Origin of the sequence: Streptomyces sp. NPDC096105 (assembly GCF_044763335.1) — a bacterium.
In the GTDB taxonomy this organism is placed as follows: domain Bacteria; phylum Actinomycetota; class Actinomycetes; order Streptomycetales; family Streptomycetaceae; genus Streptomyces.
Window position 1 is genome coordinate 73,631 of record NZ_JBIWGC010000016.1, and the last position, 18,544, is coordinate 92,174.

An 18,544-nucleotide genomic window follows, 5' to 3' on the forward strand; every position below is an offset into this window, starting at 1 on the left:
CGGCCCCGGATCGGCCCCTCCGGGACGGGGACGGTCCCGGGGGCCGGTGTGCTCCGGACGGAGCGGGGCGCCGGTCACGGGGGCGTCCCCTCCGTGACCGGCGGCTCCGGGTCAGGTGCGGCGGCCCCTCCGGGACAGGAACACCGCTCCGCCGCCCGCCGCGAGCAGCGCGACCGCGCCGGCCGTCACGTACGGGGTCGCCGGGTCGCCGCCCGTTTCGGCGAGGCCGGTCCCCGCGGGGGCGCCCTGGGGTCCGACGGCGGCCTCCTCCTTCGCGGGGGCGTCGTCGGCCTTCCCGGGCGCCTCGGGGGCGGCGGCCGCCGGCTCCTCGTCGGCCGGCGCGGGCGTCTCGCACCGGGACTCGGCCAGCGTGAGGTGCCCCTCCACCTCGGCCACGTTCAGCTCCCCCGGGTCGACCGACACCTCCAGTCCCAGGGCGACGGCGGTGGCCGTGGACGAGGTCGTCTCCGTCCTGGACAGGTCGAGCCGGACCGAACCCACGCCCGGCGCCTCCACGTGCGTCGGACCGCCGGAGCTCAGGGAGACCCGCTTGCCGAGGACGGTGACAGCGGCGGGCAGGGTGACCGAGGCGTGCGGGGTCCTGCCCGCCTCGCAGACCGCCCGGGAACCGACCGCCTCGAGCTCGACGAGCGGCAGCAGCGGCAGCCCGGGGACGTGCAGGCGGGCGTCGGCGAGGGTGGTGGACGCCTCGGCCCTGTCCCCCTCGACGGTCGCGGTCGCGTCGGCCGCCTCGGCGCGCAGCACGCTGAACGGCCTGCCGCCGTTCACGCCGTCGAGGGTGGCGGCGAGGGCCGTCCTCCGCGCGCTCTGCGGCGCCCGCACCTCGTTGAGGGAGACGGTGAGCGGGACCCGCACCGACGTGTTGAGCAGGGACACGTCGAGGCCGGTGCGCAGGACGGCGGCGCTCGCGCTGCCGTGGCCCTCGGTGGCGTACGCCGGCCCCGCACCGGCGAGGACGACGGGTCCCGCGGCGAGCGCGCAGGCCACGGCGGCTGCGGACCAACGGCGGGCAGGCGTACGGACGTTGATGGCGTACAAGGTGGTGGGACCCCCATGGGACATTGCTGGGACCCGGAAAGAATGTCCGCGCCCTCGCCGCCCCGTCAGCGATCCGGCGACTCCTCACCCCTTCGAGGAAGACCGGAAAGTGTTTTCGATTTACGGGGTACGGCTGTTCCCCGCCGTCACCCTCCGGGGCCCCACCGGCGGGCGCGTCCTACGCGACGACGCGCCCGTTCAGCACCACCCGGCGCGGATCGGTGAGCACCCGGAGGTCCGCGCGCGGGTCGGCGTCGTAGACCACCAGGTCGGCCGGGGCGCCCTCCTCGAGACCGGGACGGCCGAGCCACGCCCTGGCCTTCCAGGTGCCGGCCGCGAGGGCCTCGACGGGCGGGAGGCCCGCCTTGGCGAGCTCCGCCACCTCCTCGGCGGCGAGCCCGTGCGGGAGGGTGCCGCCGGCGTCGGTGCCGACGAAGACGGGGATGCCGGCGTCGTACGCGGAGCGCACGGTGTCGTAGCGGCGCTCGTGCAGCCGGCGCATGTGGGCGGACCAGCGCGGGAACTTGGCCTCGCCGCCGTCGGCGAGCGCGGGGAAGGTGGCGATGTTGACCAGGGTGGGGACGATCGCCACGCCCCGCTCGGCGAACAGCGGGATCGTCTCGTCGGTCAGACCGGTGGCGTGCTCGACGCAGTCGATGCCGGCCTCGACCAGGTCGCGCAGGGAGTCCTCGGCGAAGCAGTGGGCGGTGACGCGGGCGCCGAGCCGGTGCGCCTCGGCGATCGCCGCCTCGACGGCGCCCCGCGGCCAGCAGGCCGACAGGTCGCCCAGGTCGCGGTCGATCCAGTCGCCGACCAGTTTGACCCACCCGTCGCCGCGCCGGGCCTCCTGGGCGACGTACGCCGCGAGGTCGTCGGGCTCGACCTCCCAGGCGTAGTTCCGGATGTAGCGGCGGGTGCGGGCGATGTGCCGGCCCGCCCGGATGATCTTCGGGAGGTCCTCGCGCTCGTCGGTCCAGCGGGTGTCGGACGGCGAGCCGGCGTCGCGCAGCAGCAGCGCGCCGGCGTCCCGGTCGGTGAGGGCCTGCTTCTCCGCGACGTCCTCGGGGACGGCGCCGTGCCGGTCGAGGCCCACGTGGCAGTGGGCGTCGACCAGTCCCGGCAGCACCCAGCCGTCGACGGTCCGGATGTCACGGGCCCCGGCGGGACGGTCGTGGGAGATGCGCCCGTCGACCACCCAGAGTTCGTCGCGGACCTCGTCCGGGCCGACGAGGATCCGTCCCTTCACGTGCAGCACCGCGCGTTCGCTCATGGAGCGCACCCTAGTTGTGCGTCAGCCGGACCTCCCCACCTGGTCCGAGGTCTCCTCCTCGACCTCCGCCATGGCGGGGTCGAGCAGCCGGGAGAGGAAGTGGCGGGTGCGCTCGTGCCGCGGCGCGCCGATGACCCGCTCGGGGCTGCCGTCCTCGACGATCACGCCGCCGTCCATGAAGACCACCCGGTCGGCGACCTCGCGGGCGAAGGTCATCTCGTGGGTGACGACCATCATCGTCATGCCCTCGTCGGCGAGCATCCGCATCACCGCGAGGACGTCGCCGACCAGTTCGGGGTCGAGCGCGGAGGTCGGCTCGTCGAACAGCATCACCTCGGGGCCCATGGCGAGGGCGCGGGCGATGGCGACGCGCTGCTGCTGGCCGCCGGAGAGGGAGGACGGGTAGGCGTCCGCCTTCTCCGCGAGGCCCACGCGCCGCAGGTTCTCGGCGGCGACCTTCGCGGCCTGTGCCTTGCCGCGCCTGAGCACCCGGCGCTGCGGCAGCGTGAGGTTCTCCGTCACGGTCAGGTGCGGGAACAGGTTGAACTGCTGGAACACCATGCCGATGCGGCGGCGTACGGCGTCGATGTCGACGTCCGGGTCGGTCAGCTCGATGCCGCCGACGAAGACCTGGCCCTCGCTGGGCTCCTCCAGGAGGTTCACGCAGCGCAGCAGGGTGGACTTGCCGGACCCGGACGGGCCGATGACGCAGACGACGTCGCCCTGGCCGATCTCCAGGTCGATGCCGCGCAGCACGTGGTTGTCGCCGAACGACTTGTGCAGGCCGCTGACGCGGATCTCGGGGCGGCTCATCGGACGGCCTCCTGGGCCTTGGCCTCCATGCGGCGCACGACGAAGCCGAGCGGGATGGTGATCAGCAGGTAGCACAGGCCGGCCACCAGGATGGGCGTGGAGTTGGCGGTCTGGCTGGCCAGGTCGCGGCCGTACTTGGACAGTTCGCGCTCCTCCAGGGTGACGCCGAGGAACAGCACCAGCGAGGAGTCCTTGAACAGCAGGACCAGTTCGTTGGTGAGCGGCGGCAGGATGATCCGGAAGGCCTGCGGGATGATGATCGACACCATGGCGCGGCCGGGCGAGAAGCCCAGCGAGCGGGCCGCCTCCATCTGCCCCTTGGGCACGGCCTGGATGCCGGCCCGGATCGTCTCCGCCATGTAGGCGGCGGCGACCAGGCCCAGCGCGAGGGCGACCTTGCCGTACGTCCCGCCGACGATCTCCGTGCCGGGGAAGGCGAGCGGGACGGCGACGCCGATGAAGATGAAGATCAGCAGGGCGGGCAGGCCGCGGAAGATCTCGATGTAGACGCCGGCCAGCCAGCGGTAGGGGCCGACGGACGACAGCCGCATCAGGGCGATCACCATGCCGAGCGCGAGCCCGACGCCGAAGCCGGTCACCGTGTAGAGCACGGTGTTCTTCAGCGCCAGCGTGATGATCTCGGGGAACATCCGCTCGGCGATGTCGACCTGCGCGAACTGGTTCTGCAGCCGGCCCCAGTCGGCCGTGACCCCGAAGGCGATCACGGCCGCGACGAACACGGCGTACTGGATGCCGCGCGAGATGCCGCGCCTCTGGCGCCGGGTCAGGCCCTTCCGCCTGGGCGGGACGGGCGTCTTCTCCGTGTCGGCCATGGGGTCAGGACGCGGCCGGGGAGGCGGCGGACTCGTCGTACGGGCCGATCCACTGCTCGTACAGCTTCTTGTAGGTGCCGTCGGCCTTGGCGTCCGCGAGGGCCTTGTTCACGGCCTCGCGCAAGGCGGTGTTGCCCTTCTTCACGGTGAAGCCGTACTGCTCGCCGGTGTCGATCTGCTCGGCGACCGTGAAGGCGTCGGCGTTGGCCTCGTCCTTCAGCCAGCCCTGGACGACGGGGTAGTCGATGACGACGGCCTTGACCTGGCCGGTGCGCAGGCCGTTGAGGACGGCGTCGGAGGACTCGAAGGACACCGGGTCGAAGCCCTCGCCCTTCACGTGGTCCTCCCCGGTGGTCTGCGCCTGGGCGCCCAGCTTGACGTTCTCCGCCTTGACGTCGGCGAGGGAGCCGACGCCGCTGTCCTTGTCGACGAGGAGTGCCTGAGTGGCGTTGAAGTACGGGTCGGAGAAGTCGACGTTCTTCTTCCGCTCCTCGGTGATGGTCATCCCGGCCGCGGCCAGGTCGCACTCGCCCGAGTTGAGGAAGGCGCCGGTCTTGAAGTTCTCGAACGGCGTGTCGAGGATCTGCTGCTTCACCCCGAGGTCGTCGGCGACCAGGTCGATCAGGGCCACGTCGAAGCCCTGCACCTCGCCGTCGATCTCCGACTGGAACGGCGGGTACGGCAGGTGCGTGCAGGTGGTGAGCTGCCCCGCCTTGACGAGCTCGACCCCGCCGGCCGCGGTCGTGGACCCGCCGCCCCCGTCGCCGGTGGAGGTGCAGGCGGCGAGGAGGATCATCCCGGCCGTCGCGGTGGTGGCGGCCAGGACCCGGGTCCTGCGGCCGAGAAGCGTCTTCACGGAGGCCTCCTGTCGGGGGGAACGGAACCGTCCGCCGAAGGTTTACCCTCGACGTCGTCGTACCTACCCGCGCTGCCGTGAAGCATGAGCAAAGAGAGCACAGCCGTGACGAACCTCCTCCTCGACCTGCCCCCGCTGAGCGCCGCGCGCTTCGCCTCGATCGAGGACCGGGTGGCACGGCTGCTGGGCACCGGGCAGGACGTGGTGATCACCCAGGGCGAGGCGCTGCTGCCGCTGGAGGGCGCGATCCGTGCGGCGGCCGGGCCCGGGACGACCGCGCTGAACGTCATCACCGGCCCCTACGGGCAGACCTTCGGCGACTGGCTGCGGGACTGCGGCGCCACCGTCGTCGACCTGACGGTGCCGTTCCACACGGCGGTGACCGCCGAGCAGGTGCGGGACGCCTTCGCGGAGCACCCGGAGATCGACTTCGTGTCGCTGGTGCACGCCGAGGCGGCCACCGGCAACACCAACCCGGTCGCCGCGATCGGCGAGGTGGTCCGGGAGCACGGCGCGCTGTTCTACCTGGACGCGGTCGCCTCGGTGGGCGCGGAGCCGGTGCTGCCGGACGCGTGGGGCGTGGACCTGTGCGTCATCGGGGCGCAGAAGGCGATGGGCGGGCCCGCCGGGGTCTCGGCGGTCTCCGTGAGCGAGCGGGCCTGGGCCCGGATGGCGGCGAACCCGAACGCCCCGCGCCGCTCCTACCTCTCCCTCCTCGACTGGAAGGAGCGGTGGATCGACGGCGGCCGCAAGGCCCTGCTGCACGCCCCGGCGCAGCTGGAGATGCTCGCGCTGGAGGCGTGCGTGGAGCGGATCGAGGCGGAGGGCCTGGAGACGGTGATGGCGCGGCACGCCGCGGCGGCCGCCGCGACCCGGGCGGGCGCGCTGGCGCTCGGCGGCGGGATCGCGCCGTACGTCCACGACGCGGGGGACGCGGCGCCCGTCGCGACGACCCTGCGGGCGCCCTCCGGCGCCACCGCCTCGGACCTGGTCGCCCGCGCCCTGGCCGCCGATCCGGGCCTCCCCCTCGCGGCGGGCGGCGGCGCCCTGTCGCGCGAGATGATCCGCGTCAACCACTACGGCCCCGACGCGACCCGGCACACGGTCCGCGCCTGCCTCACCGCCGTGGCGACGGCCCTGGCGGACGCGGGGCTGTCCGTCGACCTGCCCGCGGCCCTCACGGCGGCGGAACAGGCCTGGCGGTAGGCGCGGAGACTGTGGCCGGCGGGGAAGGTGCCCCGCCGGCTTGAGAAGGCCGAGGGCTGACGTGCGGCCAGGAAAGCCCGGAGCGACTGACGCGTGGCCTGCGAAGGCCGGAGCGGCCGACGTGCGGCCCGAGGAACGGCAGGACGACTGCCCGTGGCCGGGATCGCCCGGTGGACCGGGTGACATGGCCCGCCCCGTGCCGTGCTCCGCGCGTCTGTGCCGGCGCCTCCTCGTCCGTGCCCGCTCCCCCGCGTCTACCCCGGCGGGCGGCCCGCCCCCCGGCTCGCCGGGGGGCGGGCGGGCCATGCTCGAGAGCCGGCTCGACCGTCACCGGGCGACGCTCGCGCTGGAGTGCGCGGGGCGGGACGACGCGCAGGTGCGGGTCGCGGCGGCCGAGCCGTCGCGGCCGACGCCGCTGGGGCCGGTGCGGCGCACGGCGGAGGGGGAGCGGAACCGGTTCCAGCGGATCGCCGGCGGTCAGGACGTGCCGGCGGTGTGCGAGGAGTGCGCGCGCCGCAACGGTCACGCCGATCTCTTGCGGGAACGCATCGGCGGAGCGACGGGAGGGTGAATTCCGTGGGATTATCGAAATCCCTCGCACAGATACTCCCGTGACATTATCCGGCTTATTTCCCTATTACTCTGCGGAGTAGCTTCCCGTCTTCTTCTGCCCGCTTCTCCGGACCCTAAACACCCCGATCCAGGAAGCGGCTACCGGACGATTCCGAGCGCGGTCACGAGAGTTACACAGATGTGACCGGTTCCACATCGCGCCCGATTCATCCTGATTCACTCCGTGCATATCGGGCCATTTCGCCGACCTCTCGCGCGGACCCGTCCGCTCGCGCGATAACACATCTCACGCTCGTACGTAACCCCGCAGGACGATGCAATTTTGCATTTACCTGGGTAAGTTCAATTCGCATGACTGCCGCACAAGCAGACCTGCAAATCGACCGCCCGACCGTGGCGGACGGAGCCGTGCTGTGGCGGATAGCCAGGGACTCGAAGGTCCTCGACCTGAACTCGTCGTACAGCTATCTGCTGTGGTGCCGTGACTTCGCCGCCACCTCGGCCGTCGCTCGCGACGAGCGCGGAGAGCCGGTGGGCTTCATCACCGGCTACCTCCGCCCGGAGAGCCCGCGCACCCTGCTGGTCTGGCAGGTCGCCGTCGACGCGTCGCAGCGCGGCCGCGGCCTGGCCGCCGCCCTGCTCGACGGACTGGCCGCCCGGACCGCCGCGGAGCACGGCGTGGACACCGTGGAGACCACCATCGCTCCCGGCAACACGGCCTCCGAGCGCCTGTTCACCGCGTTCGCGGAGCGCCACGGCGCCCTGCTGGAGCGCGAGGTGCTGTTCGACACCGGACAGTTCCCCGACGGACCGCACGACCCCGAGGTTCTGTACCGCATCGGGCCGTTCGCCTTCTGACGGGCCGGCCCGGCCCCCCGATCTTCCGACTCCCTCTGACTTCCCACGCCACCGAGGAGCGATTCGTCGTGACCATCACCCAGCCCGACCTCAGCGTCTTCGAGACCCTCGAGTCCGAGGTGCGCAGCTACTGCCGCGGCTGGCCCACCGTCTTCGACCGTGCGCACGGCAGCCGCATGTACGACGAGGACGGCCACGAGTACCTCGACTTCTTCGCCGGAGCCGGCTCACTCAACTACGGCCACAACAACCCCGTCCTGAAACGCGCGCTCATCGACTACCTGGAGCGGGACGGCGTCACCCACGGCCTCGACATGTCGACGACGGCCAAACGCGCGTTCCTGGAGACCTTCCAGAACGCGATCCTGCGCCCCCGCGACCTGCCGTACAAGGTCATGTTCCCGGGCCCGACGGGCACCAACGCCGTGGAGTCCGCGCTGAAACTGGCGCGGAAGGTGAAGGGCCGCGAGGCGATCGTGTCGTTCACCAACGCCTTCCACGGCATGTCGCTGGGCTCGCTCGCCGTGACCGGCAACGCCTTCAAGCGGGCCGGCGCGGGCGTCCCGCTGGTGCACGGCACGCCGATGCCGTTCGACAACTACTTCGACGGCCAGGTCCCGGACTTCCTGTGGTTCGAGCGGCTCCTGGAGGACCAGGGCTCGGGCCTCAACAAGCCGGCCGCGGTGATCGTCGAGACCGTGCAGGGCGAGGGCGGCATCAACGTGGCGCGGCCCGAGTGGCTGCGCGCGCTGGCCGACCTGTGCGAACGCCAGGACATGCTGCTCATCGTCGACGACATCCAGATGGGCTGCGGCCGCACCGGCGCGTTCTTCTCCTTCGAGGAGGCGGGCATCACGCCGGACATCGTCACCGTCTCCAAGTCGATCAGCGGCTACGGGCTGCCCATGGCGCTCACCCTGTTCAAGCCGGAGCTGGACGTCTGGGAGCCGGGTGAGCACAACGGCACGTTCCGCGGCAACAACCCCGCGTTCGTGACGGCCACCGCCGCCCTGGAGGCGTACTGGGCGGACGGCTCCGCGATGGAGAAGCAGACCCGGGGGCGCGGCGAGCAGGTGGAGCAGGCGATGATCGCCATCACCGAGGAGAACCTCGCCGACGTCAAGGAGTACCGCGGCCGCGGCCTGGTGTGGGGCCTGGAGTTCCACGACAAGGAGCGCGCGGGCCGGGTCGCCAAGCGGGCCTTCGAGCTCGGGCTGCTGATCGAGACGTCCGGCCCGGAGGGCGAGGTCGTCAAGCTGCTCCCCGCCCTGACCATCACCCCGGACGAGCTGGACGAGGGCCTCACCGTCCTCGCCCGCGCCGTCCGGGAGACCGCCTGACACACACACCCCAGCCGAGGAGGCATCGCAACACCGTGATCGTCCGTTCGTTCAAGGAGATCGAAGGCACCGACCGGCACGTGAAATCGGCGTCCGGCACGTGGGAGAGCAAGCGCATCGTCCTCGCCAAGGAGAAGGTCGGCTTCTCCCTGCACGAGACGATTCTGTACGCGGGCACGGAAACGGACATGTGGTACGCGAACCACATCGAGGCGGTCGTCTGCACCAAGGGCGACGCCGAACTGACCGACCGTGAGACCGGGAAGACCTACCACATCACTCCCGGCACCATGTACCTCCTCGACGGCCACGAGCGGCACACGCTCAAGGTCAAGGAGGACTTCCACTGCATCTGTGTCTTCAACCCGCCCGTGACCGGACGGGAGGACCACGACGAGAACGGCGTCTATCCGCTGCTCACCGAGGAGGTGTGAGTCACCGTGACCACGACCACGCACGTCACCGATCTCTACCCGACCCGCGGTGCCACCGAGGTGGTCACCCCTCGCAAGGACCCGGTCGTCTGGGGATCCCCCGACACCCCCGGCCCCGTCTCCGCGGCTGACCTCCAGGCACTCGACCGCGACGGCTTCCTGGCCATCGACCAGCTGATCGGCCCGGACGAGGTCGAGGTCTACCACCGCGAGCTGGAGCGGCTGGTCGACGACCCGGAGATCCGCGCGGACGAGCGCTCGATCGTCGAGCCGAAGTCCAAGGAGATCCGCTCGGTCTTCGAGGTGCACAAGATCAGCGAGGTGTTCGCGAACCTGGTGCGCGACGAGCGGGTCGTCGGGCGGGCCCGGCAGATCCTCGGCTCGGACGTGTACGTCCACCAGTCGCGGATCAACGTCAAGCCCGGCTTCGGCGCCAGCGGCTTCTACTGGCACTCGGACTTCGAGACCTGGCACGCCGAGGACGGTCTGCCGAACATGCGCACCATCTCGGTCTCGATCGCGCTCACCGAGAACTACGACACCAACGGCGGTCTGATGATCATGCCGGGGTCGCACAAGACGTTCCTCGGCTGCGCCGGCGCCACGCCGAAGGACAACTACAAGAAGTCCCTGCAGATGCAGGACGCGGGGACGCCGTCCGACGAGGCGCTGACCAAGATGGCGTCGGAGTACGGCATCAAGCTGTTCACCGGCAGGCCCGGTTCGGCGACGTGGTTCGACTGCAACTGCATGCACGGCTCCGGCGACAACATCACGCCGTACCCGCGCAGCAACGTGTTCATCGTGTTCAACAGCGTCGAGAACACGGCGGTCGAGCCCTTCGCCGCCCCGGTCCGCCGTCCCGAGTTCATCGGGGCGCGGGACTTCACTCCCGTCCGGTGAACCATCCCCCGGCCGGGGGTCCGGGGGTCGCCCCCGGTGAACACAGCATCGGGGCGCGGGACTTCACCCCGGTGAAGTAGGAACACACGGCGGCGATGTGCGCACCGCCTCACCGACCGCGGGCCGGGCCTCCTCGTGTGGGACAAGGAGGCGCCGGCCCGCTGCCGTGCGCTCAGCCGGACAGCGCGTCGAGCAGCCGGTCCACGTCGGCGGCCGTGTTGTACAGGTGGAAGGACGCCCGCAGGTGGCCCGCGCGGTCCGACACCTGGATACCCGCCTCGGCCAGCTCCCGCTGCAGCCGCCCCAGCCCCGGCACGGACACGACGGGCGAGCCGGGCGCGGGCACGGGCCCGTGCCCCAGCTCGGCGAGTCCCGCGCGGAACCGGTCGGCGAGGGCGAGGTCGTGGGCGCGGACGGCGTCCACGCCGATCTCCTCGACGAGCGTGAGGGACGCCCGCAGCCCCGCGTAGCTGAACAGCGCGGGTGTGGTGTCGAACCGCCGCGCGGAGCGGGCGAGTTCGGTGAGCGGGCCGTAGCAGCTGCCCCACGGGTCCTCCCCCGCGCGCCAGCCGGCCTGCACCGGGACGAGGTCCCCGAAGTCCTCGGGGACGACCAGGAAGGCCGCGCCGTGCGGGCCCAGCAGCCACTTGAAGGCGATGGCGACGCTGTAGTCGTACGCGCCGGCCTCCACCGGCAGCCAGCCCGCCGCCTGGGAGAAGTCGACGTAGGTGCGCGCCCCGTGGGAGCGGGCCGCCTCGCGCAGCGCGGGCAGGTCCGCGATCCGGCCGTCGGCGGACTGCGCGGCGCTGACCGCGACCAGCGCGGTGCCCGGCCGCACGGCGTCGGCCAGCCCGTCCAGCGGCGCGGCCCGCACCGTGAGGTCGCCGCGCGCGTGGAAGGGGTTGAGCACGGAGGTGAAGTCGTCCTCCGCGGTGAGGACCTCGGCGCCCGGCGGCAGGGAGGCGGCGACCAGCGAGGAGTACAGGGCGACGGTCGCCCCGGCCGCCACCCGTTCGACGGGCACGCCCGCGATCCGGGCGTAGGCGGCGCGGCAGGCCTCGACGTCGGCGAACAGCGGGTCGAGCGGTCTCCCCTCCGCGCGCAGCCGCGCGGCCGCGTCGAGCGCGGCCACGGCACGGGCGGGCAGCAGGGCGCTGCTCGCGGTGTCCAGGTAGGTGTTCTTCGGGGTGAACTCGGCGCGGACGAGGCTCTCGAAGGTCTCCATGGGACCACTCTGCGGCCCCGTCATCTCCCCGTCCATGGCATATTTCTGCGCGGTACCGCTAAGGAGTGCTTATAGGTACGCCCCGGCCTGCGCGTTCTACCGCTGGGGCACCGCGCACCCGTCCGGGCCGCAGGCCTCGGCGTCCGTGCCGCCGTCGACGAGGGTCAGCGGCGCGCGCTCGCCCCAGGCCTGGGCGAGTGCCCGGGTGAAGACCTCGACGGGCTGGGCGCCGGAGACGCCGTACTTCCGGTCGAGCACGAAGAACGGCACCCCGCGCGCGCCGAGCCGCGCGGCGTCCTGCTCGTCGGCGCGCACCGCGGCGGCGTACGCCTCCGGGTCGGCGAGCACCCGGCGGGCGGCGCCGGTGTCGAGGCCGGCGGCGCCGGCGAGTTCGACGAGCCGCTCGTCGTCGCCGAACAGGGACCGCTCCTCGGCGAAGTTGGCCCGGTAGAACAGGTCGAGCAGCTCCTCCTGGCGGCCGTGCTCGCGGGCGAGGTGCAGCAGGCGGTGCATGTCGAAGGTGCCGCCGTGGTCGCGGCCCCGGGTGCGGTAGGGCAGGCCCTCGGCGGCGGCCTGGGCGCCCAGGTTGTCCTCGCCCGCCTCGGCCTGTGCCTGGCTCATGCCGTACTTCTTGGTGAGCATCGTGAGGACGGGCTCGATGTCGTCCTTGGCGCGGCCCGGGTCCAGCTCGAAGGAGCGGTGCACCACCTCGACCCCGTCACGGTGCGGGAAGGAGGCCAGCGCCCTCTCGAAACGGGCCTTTCCGACATAGCACCAGGGGCAGGCGATGTCGCTCCAGATCTCGACGCGCATGGGCCGGCTCTCTCCAGGGTCGTGCGGCTGCGGAGACTCCCTCCGCAGCCGGATGAACGTTCAAGCAGTCGTCGGCATTCCCCTGCGCGGGACGGGCCCCGCTCAGCTTCCGTCGCGCAGGTCCGGCGGCCAGTACGGCCGGTACTCGATGTGGTCGAAGGTCACCACGCAGCCCTCCCCCATCGGCGACTGGGTCGCGAACCCGGCCAGGGCGGCCCCGGTCTCCTTCTCGTCACCGAGGGTGAACAGGCGGACGAAGGTCCACCGCTCGCCGTCGCGGGAGGCGTGGAAGGCGAAGGCGCGCCCGGTGCGGCTCACCCGCAGCCAGACGGTGTCGCCGTCCACGGTGAAGGAGTTGGCGTCGTCGGAGTGGCCCCGGGTGACGACCGTGCAGACGGTGGGCACGTCCGGGGAGTACTCCAGGCAGAGCTTGGCCCAGGCACGCTCGCCGACGTGGACGTAGAGCACCCCCGCGTCGAAGGCGCCGGCGAAGCCGACCGTGACGCGGGCGATGAGCTGGAAGTCGCCCTCGGGCGCGCCGAGCAGCCGGGGCGCGTCGGCGGCGGGCTCCAGGGACTCGCCGGTGGGCGGCACGAAGCGGTCCTGCCGCGGTCCGGCCCAGCCGGTGAGGGCGCCGTCCTCGTAGGCCCAGGAGCCGTCGGGGCCGTAGGTCCGCAGCGGGAAGGGGAGTTCGGGTAGGTCGAGGTCCATGGCGGGATTGTTCCAGGCGGTGCGCCGGTCCGCGCGGCCGGTCCGGTCAGCGGCCCCGGACGGTGTCCAGGGCGACCGCCCGGGCGACGGCGAGCCGCTCCTCAGGGCCGGCATCGGGATGGTCCTCACCTCGGCCGACGACATCGACGTCGTCGCCGAGGCGCGGGACGGCCGGGAGGCCGTGGAGACCGCCCGCTCCACCGCCGTCGACGTGGCGCTGCCGGACATCCAGATGCCGGGGAGGGACGGGCTGACCGCGCCGGCCGAGATCGGCCGGACCGCCCGTCGGGTGCGGGTGCTGATCCCGACCACGGTCGGGGAACGGGAGAACGTGCTGCGGGCGCCGGGCCACGGCGGCGCCGGGTTCCTGCTGAAGGACTCCGCCCCGCAGGAGCTGATCCACGCGGTCCGCGCGGCGGCGGCCGGCCACGCCTGCCTGTCCCCGGCCGCCACCCGGCACGTGGTGGACGCCCTCGCCTCGCCCGCCGCGGCGGCGCGCGGCGAGGAGGCGCGCCGCCGTCTGTCCGCGCTCACCGAGCGGGAGCTCGAGGCGCCGGCGCTCCTCGGGGAGGGCCTGTCCCACGCGGGCGCCGGGGCCCGGCTGCACATGAGCGGGGCCACGGTGAAGACGTACGTCAGCCGGACACTGACCGAGCCGGACTGCGACAACCGGGTGCAGGCCGCGCTCCTGGCCCGTGACGCGGGCCTGGAGCCGGCCGGCGGATGAGCGGGGTCAGCGCTCCAGGCGGCCGTTGAACCGGCGGGGCAGCCCGAGCGGGTTGTCGTCCTTCAGTTCCGGCGGCAGCAGCGCCTCGGGGGCGCCCTGGTAGACGACGGGCCGCAGCCAGCGCTCGATGGCGGTGCCGCCCACGGACGTGGAGGTGGAGGTGGTCGCCGGGTAGGGGCCGCCGTGGTGCTGGGCGGGGGCGACGGCGACGCCGGTCGGCCAGCCGTTCACCAGGACGCGTCCGGCGAGCGGGGTCAGTTCCCGCACCAGTTCGGCCCCGCGGCCCTGGCCCGCCGCCTCCTGCGAGGACAGGTGCACGGTCGCGGTGAGGTTGCCGGGGAGCCGGGACAGCACGGCGCGCACCTCGGTCTCGTCCGTGTAGCGGGCCACCACGGTGACCGGTCCGAAGCACTCCTCCAGCAGCAGGTCGTGCTCGCCCTCGCGGGTCAGCCGCTCGGCCGGGACGGTGAGGAAGCCGGCGCTGACGGTGTGATCGCCGCCCGCGCCCGCGGTCACCGGGGACTCCACGTCGGGGAGCTGGGCGCGCTCGGTGACCCCGGCGAGGAAGTTGTCGCGCATGCGGTGGTCGAGCAGGACCCCGGGATCGGTGTCGCTGACCGCGTCCGTCAGTGACTTCAGCAGCGCGTCGCCGGCCGCGGAGGCGGGGGCGAGGACCAGGCCGGGCTTCACGCAGAACTGGCCGACGCCGAGCGTCATCGAGCCGGCCAGTCCGGCGCCGATCGTCTCGCCGCGTTCGGCGGCGGCGGCCTCGGTGATCACGACCGGGTTCAGCGAGCCGAGTTCGCCGTGGAACGGGATGGGCACGGGCCGGGCGGCGGCCTCGTCGAAGAGGGCGCGACCGCCGCGGACGGAGCCGGTGAAACCGGCCGCCGCGACCAGCGGGTGCCGGATCAGCTCGACACCGGCGTCGAAGCCGTGCACCAGGCCGAGCACCCCGTCGGGCACCGCGTGCCGGGCGGCGGCCCGCCGGATCACCTTGGCGACCAGCTCCGACAGGGCGGGGTGGTCGGGGTGGGCCTTGACGACGACGGGGCAGCCGGCCGCCAGCGCGCTCGCGGTGTCGCCGCCTGCCACGGAGAAGGCGAACGGGAAGTTGGACGCCGAGTACACGGCGACGACGCCCAGTGGGATCCGGTAGCGGCGCAGGTCGGGGACGGGCGGGGTGGCGGTGTCGTCGGGGTGGTCGATGACGACGTCGAGGAAGGCGCCCTCCTCGACGATGCCGGCGAAGGCGCGCAGCTGGTAGCAGGTGCGGGCGAGTTCACCGGTGAGCCGGACCGGGCCGAGCGCCGTCTCGGCGTCGGCGGCCTCGACGAGCCGGTCGCGGGCGGCTTCCAGCTCGTCGGCGGCGGAGCGCAGGAAGGCGGCGCGGACGGTGCGGTCGGCGAGCGCCTCGCGCGCGTCGTGAGCGGCCCGGACGGCGGCGTCCACCTCCTGGGCCGTGGCCTCCACCGCAACCTGTTCACGCTGCTTCCCGGTTCGGGGGTCGACACTCCAGACTGGTGCTGCTGCCACCGCGGGTCCCTCCACTTGAATGCCGCTTGCCATGCCGCAGTACGGACGCCACCCACAGTGCCTGTTCGATATACTGAACACTGTCTCTGTGGGTGAATGCGCTTCGGAGACTATTTCCCGGCGAACGAAGGGGTCAAGGGCGATGTCGGCTGGCGAGACGGGCGGCGGGGCGCAGGTCAAGTCCGCGGTGCGGACCGTTGAACTGCTCGAATACTTCGCCGGGCGCCCCGGGATGCACTCCCTGGCGGCGGTCCAGGAGGCCGTCGGCTACCCCAAGTCCAGCCTGTACATGCTGCTGCGCACACTCGTCGACCTCGGCTGGGTCGAGACCGACGCGACGGGCACCCGGTACGGCATCGGCGTGCGGGCCCTGCTCGTGGGCACCTCGTACATCGACGGCGACGAGGTCGTCGCGGCGGCCCGGCCCACGCTGGACCGGCTCTCCGACGACACCACGGAGACCATCCACCTGGCCCGTCTCGACGGCACCAACGTCGTCTACCTCGCCACCCGTCAGTCCCAGCACTACCTGCGCCCCTTCACCCGCGTCGGCCGCCGGCTGCCCGCGCACTCGACGTCGCTGGGCAAGGCGCTGCTGAGCACCTGTACGGACGAGCAGGTGCGCAAGATGCTCCCGGAGACGCTGCCCGCGCTCACCGAGAACACCATCACCGACCGGGAGAAGCTCATCGAGGAACTGCACCAGGTGCGGGAGCAGGGCTTCGCCGTGGACCGCGAGGAGAACACCCTGGGGCTGCGCTGCTTCGGCGTCGCCATTCCGTACCGCACGCCCGCCCGGGACGCCATCAGCTGCTCGGTCCCGGTGGCCCGGCTCACCCCGGCGCACGAACAGACGGTGAAGGACGCCCTGTTCGACGCCCGCGACCGGCTGACCCTGGCCACCCGGAGGCTCTGACCCGTGGACATCGCCCTGCGCCCGGTGCACGACAGCGACCTGCCCGTCTTCTACCGGCAGATGAACGACCCGGAGGCGGTGCGGATGGCCGCCTTCACCCCGGAGGACCCGGCCGACCGGGACCGCTTCGACGCGCACTGGGCGCACATCCGCAGCTCCCCCGGGATCGTGGCGCGCACCGTGCTCGCGGACGGTGACGTGGTGGGTACCGCCTCCGTCTACGGCGAGGCCGGCGAGCGCGAGGTGACGTACTGGATCGACCGCGCCCACTGGGGCAAGGACATCGCCACGACCGCGCTGCGCCTGCTGCTGGCGGAGGTGACCGACCGACCGCTGTACGCGCGCGTGGCCGCCGACAACGCGGGGTCGCTGCGGGTGCTGCACAAGTGCGGTTTCCACGTCACCGGGGAGGCCACGGCGTACGCGCCGGGGCGGGGCGAGGAGACCGGCGAGCTGGTGCTGGAACTGGAGGGCTGACCGCGCGTCGCGGCACCGCGGGCGCCGTCCGGACGGCGGGGGAAGCCGCGTTCGGGGACCGAACCCCTCCGGCCGGAAGGCCGTCCGCGCGGACGGGCCGCCCCTCCCCCGGAGGGCGGCCCGTCCTCTTCCGCCCGCACCCGCCCGGCGTCCGGAATCCGCTCGACCGGGCCGGCCGCGGAGCGGACCGGGAACGGCGTCGTCCTCCGCGCGCCGGACGCGGTGCCGGACCTGACGAGCGCCCTCTGCGCCGGAGGGCCGACGGGCGCGCGCCGGCCGAACCGCGCCCGTCCGGGACGGAGTTCGGGCGGGGCCCGGAGGACGGAGCCGGCTGTCGGCCCGTCAGACGGCGTTCGGCCCCCCGCACGAACGCATGAACGATCACTGCTACGCTCCGGATCTCGTCCGGTCGACGCCGGACACGCACACGCCGTCCACACGACGCGCACAGCCACACAGGTGCCCGCCGGGCGCCCGACGCCGCCGCGAGGGGAGGGAGGCCATGGGCACCGTCGTCGACGACACCGCCTCCGTGGAGTTCCACGCCTTCTTCGAGCGCCACTACGCCGAACTGTCCCGGCTGGCCCATCTGCTGACCGGTGAGGCGGACGCCGCCGACGACCTGGCGGCGGACGCGCTGCTGGCGCTGTGGCACCGCTGGGACCGGGTGCGGGCCGCCGACCACCCGGTGGCGTACGCCCGGGGCGTGGTGGCCAACCTGGCCCGCACCCGGATCCGCAGCGCGGTGCGCGAGCGGCGCCGGATCGCGCTGTTCTGGCCGCAGCGCGAGGAGCGGACCGAGAATCCCGACGTGGCGGGCGTGGTGGACGTGCGGGAGGCGCTGCGCCGGCTGCCGTTCCGCAAGCGGGCGTGCGTGGTGCTGCGGTACGCCTTCGACCTGTCGGAGAAGGACACCGCGCTGGCCCTGGGCGTCTCGGTGGGTACGGTGAAGAGCCAGACCTCGAAGGGGATGGCCGAACTGCAGCGGCTGCTGGGCACGCGGGAGGTGCCGCAGCGGGTGCACGCGGCGATGGGGGCGGCCGCCCGCGGGGACACGGCCGAGGGCACGCGCGAACGCTCCGGCGGGGCCGAGGGAAGGGACCGGTGACGATGCGGCGGGACGTGCACGAGGAGCTGCGCGCCCGGCTGCAGGAGGCGGCCGGGGCGCACGAGCCCGACCGGGAGCGCATGCTGGCCCGGATCGAGCGCGGCATGGCCGGCCCGGCCCGGCCGGACCACCGGGCCCGGCGCCCGCCGGTGTTCGGCTGGCTCCGGATGGCGGGCGCGACGGCCGCGGTGGCCGGTGTGCTCGCGGTGGGCGGTTACGCAGTCGCCTCCGCGGTGAAGGGCGACGAGCCGCCTTCGCAGCGGCACGTGGCCGTCTCGCCGGCCCCGGCGCCCACGCCCTCCCCGGACGCGACGAGCAGGGCGCCCGTGCCGCCGGTGGAGCCCTCCCCGGACGCCCCGGACCGGCCGCGGGACACCGGCGCCCCGTCCGCCGGGACACCGAGTGCGTCCGGCACCGTCCGGCCGCCGGCCGGGGTGGAGGACGGGCCGCTGTGGTCGGACGGCTCGGTGGACCCGCACAGCAACGAGTTCTGGGCGCAGAGCAACGTCACCCTGAAGACCACCGAGCGGCTGACCGCGCTCACCGTGGAGCTGCGGATCGCGCAGACCGGCGGGGTGGCCTCCACGGGCGCCTGGCGTTCGCTGCCCGAGGCCGACTTCGACCTCACGGTCCGGGAGCGGGGCGGCTTCCTCGTCTACACCTGGACGCTCAAGGAGGGCCGCGCGGTCCCGCCGGGCGAGTGGGTGTTCGCGGGGCAGTACGACCACGGGCGCGGCGGCCGGGACGCCGGGGACGACCGCTACACCGCGACGGCCGCCACCGGTGCGCAGCGGCTCTCCGTGGGCGGCGACTTCGCGCGCCGGGGGGACAAGGCGGCGGCGGACGAGGGCGGTTCGTCCGACGACGGGGACTCGTGACGGCCGGC

20 protein-coding genes are annotated in these 18,544 nt (G+C 73.3%); 11 read left to right on the plus strand and 9 right to left on the minus strand.

From position 1 onward, the window contains the following. Positions 1–111: 111 nt before the first annotated feature. The 5 genes from ACIQ8B_RS23575 to ACIQ8B_RS23595 all read right to left on the minus strand — a co-directional run bounded on the left by ACIQ8B_RS23575 (position 112) and on the right by ACIQ8B_RS23595 (position 4,831). A complete protein-coding gene (locus ACIQ8B_RS23575; RefSeq protein ID WP_403549340.1) occupies positions 112–1,083 on the minus strand; it encodes an SCO1860 family LAETG-anchored protein in 972 nt (323 codons plus the stop codon). A gap of 154 nt (positions 1,084–1,237) precedes the next feature. Then, positions 1,238–2,329 carry an amidohydrolase family protein gene (locus tag ACIQ8B_RS23580; protein WP_403549342.1) on the minus strand — a complete coding sequence of 364 codons (1,092 nt, stop codon included), beginning with the start codon at positions 2,327–2,329 and terminating at the stop codon, positions 1,238–1,240. A gap of 21 nt (positions 2,330–2,350) precedes the next feature. Then, positions 2,351–3,142, minus strand: a complete 792-nt coding sequence (locus ACIQ8B_RS23585) for an amino acid ABC transporter ATP-binding protein (RefSeq protein ID WP_403549344.1) — start codon at positions 3,140–3,142, stop codon at positions 2,351–2,353. Beyond that, positions 3,139–3,975, minus strand: coding sequence for an amino acid ABC transporter permease (locus ACIQ8B_RS23590; protein ID WP_403549346.1), 837 nt, complete (start codon positions 3,973–3,975; stop codon positions 3,139–3,141). The genes ACIQ8B_RS23585 and ACIQ8B_RS23590 overlap by 4 nt, the downstream gene beginning before the upstream one ends. Before the next feature lie 4 nt (positions 3,976–3,979). Further along, entirely contained in the window at positions 3,980–4,831 is an 852-nt protein-coding gene (locus ACIQ8B_RS23595) for an ABC transporter substrate-binding protein (RefSeq protein ID WP_403549348.1), read from the minus strand. A 105-nt stretch (positions 4,832–4,936) separates the two neighbouring features. Here ACIQ8B_RS23595 and ACIQ8B_RS23600 point away from each other — a divergent pair, with 105 nt between their 5' ends. The 6 genes from ACIQ8B_RS23600 to thpD all read left to right on the plus strand — a co-directional run bounded on the left by ACIQ8B_RS23600 (position 4,937) and on the right by thpD (position 10,145). Continuing rightward, positions 4,937–6,037, plus strand: a complete 1,101-nt coding sequence (locus ACIQ8B_RS23600; RefSeq protein WP_403549350.1) for a pyridoxal-phosphate-dependent aminotransferase family protein — start codon at positions 4,937–4,939, stop codon at positions 6,035–6,037. 304 nt (positions 6,038–6,341) lie between these two features. Next, the gene (locus ACIQ8B_RS23605) at positions 6,342–6,608 is read left to right on the plus strand and encodes a DUF664 domain-containing protein (protein ID WP_403549352.1); all 267 of its coding nucleotides are present in this window, start codon (positions 6,342–6,344) and stop codon (positions 6,606–6,608) included. Between the two features lie 353 nt (positions 6,609–6,961). Next, entirely contained in the window at positions 6,962–7,468 is a 507-nt protein-coding gene (gene ectA, locus ACIQ8B_RS23610; RefSeq protein ID WP_290007829.1) for a diaminobutyrate acetyltransferase, read from the plus strand. 68 nt (positions 7,469–7,536) lie between these two features. After that, positions 7,537–8,808, plus strand: a complete 1,272-nt coding sequence (gene ectB / locus ACIQ8B_RS23615) for a diaminobutyrate--2-oxoglutarate transaminase (protein ID WP_106414819.1) — start codon at positions 7,537–7,539, stop codon at positions 8,806–8,808. Positions 8,809–8,843: 35 nt separating this feature from the next. Next, on the plus strand, positions 8,844–9,242 hold the full coding sequence (locus ACIQ8B_RS23620) for an ectoine synthase (protein WP_106414818.1): 399 nt from the start codon (positions 8,844–8,846) through the stop codon (positions 9,240–9,242). A 6-nt stretch (positions 9,243–9,248) separates the two neighbouring features. Then, positions 9,249–10,145: an ectoine hydroxylase gene (thpD, locus tag ACIQ8B_RS23625; protein WP_403549355.1), complete on the plus strand. Its 897-nt coding sequence runs from the start codon at positions 9,249–9,251 to the stop codon at positions 10,143–10,145. Between the two features lie 172 nt (positions 10,146–10,317). On the opposite strand, the gene ACIQ8B_RS23630 is transcribed toward thpD, so the two are convergent. The 3 genes from ACIQ8B_RS23630 to ACIQ8B_RS23640 all read right to left on the minus strand — a co-directional run bounded on the left by ACIQ8B_RS23630 (position 10,318) and on the right by ACIQ8B_RS23640 (position 12,894). Next, positions 10,318–11,370: an aminotransferase class V-fold PLP-dependent enzyme gene (locus ACIQ8B_RS23630; RefSeq protein ID WP_403549357.1), complete on the minus strand. Its 1,053-nt coding sequence runs from the start codon at positions 11,368–11,370 to the stop codon at positions 10,318–10,320. Positions 11,371–11,466: 96 nt separating this feature from the next. Continuing rightward, positions 11,467–12,183, minus strand: a complete 717-nt coding sequence (locus ACIQ8B_RS23635; RefSeq protein WP_403549359.1) for a DsbA family oxidoreductase — start codon at positions 12,181–12,183, stop codon at positions 11,467–11,469. A 102-nt stretch (positions 12,184–12,285) separates the two neighbouring features. Next, positions 12,286–12,894: a DUF1349 domain-containing protein gene (locus tag ACIQ8B_RS23640; protein ID WP_403549361.1), complete on the minus strand. Its 609-nt coding sequence runs from the start codon at positions 12,892–12,894 to the stop codon at positions 12,286–12,288. Between the two features lie 118 nt (positions 12,895–13,012). Here ACIQ8B_RS23640 and ACIQ8B_RS23645 point away from each other — a divergent pair, with 118 nt between their 5' ends. Beyond that, on the plus strand, positions 13,013–13,621 hold the full coding sequence (locus ACIQ8B_RS23645; RefSeq protein WP_403549471.1) for a response regulator: 609 nt from the start codon (positions 13,013–13,015) through the stop codon (positions 13,619–13,621). A gap of 6 nt (positions 13,622–13,627) precedes the next feature. Here ACIQ8B_RS23645 and ACIQ8B_RS23650 read toward each other — a convergent pair whose 3' ends face one another. After that, the gene (locus ACIQ8B_RS23650; RefSeq protein WP_290007837.1) at positions 13,628–15,157 is read right to left on the minus strand and encodes an aldehyde dehydrogenase (NADP(+)); all 1,530 of its coding nucleotides are present in this window, start codon (positions 15,155–15,157) and stop codon (positions 13,628–13,630) included. Positions 15,158–15,299: 142 nt separating this feature from the next. Here ACIQ8B_RS23650 and ACIQ8B_RS23655 point away from each other — a divergent pair, with 142 nt between their 5' ends. The 4 genes from ACIQ8B_RS23655 (at position 15,300) to ACIQ8B_RS23670 (ending at position 18,536) form a co-directional block, all read left to right on the plus strand. Continuing rightward, positions 15,300–16,073, plus strand: coding sequence for an IclR family transcriptional regulator (locus ACIQ8B_RS23655; protein ID WP_106414812.1), 774 nt, complete (start codon positions 15,300–15,302; stop codon positions 16,071–16,073). A gap of 3 nt (positions 16,074–16,076) precedes the next feature. Further along, positions 16,077–16,550: a GNAT family N-acetyltransferase gene (locus ACIQ8B_RS23660; RefSeq protein WP_290007838.1), complete on the plus strand. Its 474-nt coding sequence runs from the start codon at positions 16,077–16,079 to the stop codon at positions 16,548–16,550. A gap of 502 nt (positions 16,551–17,052) precedes the next feature. After that, the gene (locus ACIQ8B_RS23665) at positions 17,053–17,658 is read left to right on the plus strand and encodes a SigE family RNA polymerase sigma factor (RefSeq protein ID WP_403549365.1); all 606 of its coding nucleotides are present in this window, start codon (positions 17,053–17,055) and stop codon (positions 17,656–17,658) included. Further along, positions 17,655–18,536, plus strand: coding sequence for a hypothetical protein (locus ACIQ8B_RS23670; RefSeq protein WP_290007841.1), 882 nt, complete (start codon positions 17,655–17,657; stop codon positions 18,534–18,536). Before ACIQ8B_RS23665 ends, ACIQ8B_RS23670 begins: the two co-directional genes overlap by 4 nt. The last annotated feature ends 8 nt before the right edge of the window (positions 18,537–18,544 follow it).

What these genes read in the sequence shown, in the direction of transcription:
- ACIQ8B_RS23575 (WP_403549340.1), bottom strand. Translation starts at nt 1,083, where the DNA reads ATGTCCCATGGGGGTCCCACCACCTTGTACGCCATCAACGTCCGTACG.
- ACIQ8B_RS23580 (WP_403549342.1), bottom strand. Translation starts at nt 2,329, where the DNA reads ATGAGCGAACGCGCGGTGCTGCACGTGAAGGGACGGATCCTCGTCGGC.
- ACIQ8B_RS23585 (WP_403549344.1), bottom strand. Translation starts at nt 3,142, where the DNA reads ATGAGCCGCCCCGAGATCCGCGTCAGCGGCCTGCACAAGTCGTTCGGC.
- ACIQ8B_RS23590 (WP_403549346.1), bottom strand. Translation starts at nt 3,975, where the DNA reads ATGGCCGACACGGAGAAGACGCCCGTCCCGCCCAGGCGGAAGGGCCTG.
- ACIQ8B_RS23605 (WP_403549352.1), top strand. Translation starts at nt 6,342, where the DNA reads ATGCTCGAGAGCCGGCTCGACCGTCACCGGGCGACGCTCGCGCTGGAG.
- ectA (WP_290007829.1), top strand. Translation starts at nt 6,962, where the DNA reads ATGACTGCCGCACAAGCAGACCTGCAAATCGACCGCCCGACCGTGGCG.
- ACIQ8B_RS23630 (WP_403549357.1), bottom strand. Translation starts at nt 11,370, where the DNA reads ATGGAGACCTTCGAGAGCCTCGTCCGCGCCGAGTTCACCCCGAAGAAC.
- ACIQ8B_RS23635 (WP_403549359.1), bottom strand. Translation starts at nt 12,183, where the DNA reads ATGCGCGTCGAGATCTGGAGCGACATCGCCTGCCCCTGGTGCTATGTC.
- ACIQ8B_RS23640 (WP_403549361.1), bottom strand. Translation starts at nt 12,894, where the DNA reads ATGGACCTCGACCTACCCGAACTCCCCTTCCCGCTGCGGACCTACGGC.
- ACIQ8B_RS23645 (WP_403549471.1), top strand. Translation starts at nt 13,013, where the DNA reads ATGGTCCTCACCTCGGCCGACGACATCGACGTCGTCGCCGAGGCGCGG.
- ACIQ8B_RS23655 (WP_106414812.1), top strand. Translation starts at nt 15,300, where the DNA reads ATGTCGGCTGGCGAGACGGGCGGCGGGGCGCAGGTCAAGTCCGCGGTG.
- ACIQ8B_RS23665 (WP_403549365.1), top strand. Translation starts at nt 17,053, where the DNA reads ATGGGCACCGTCGTCGACGACACCGCCTCCGTGGAGTTCCACGCCTTC.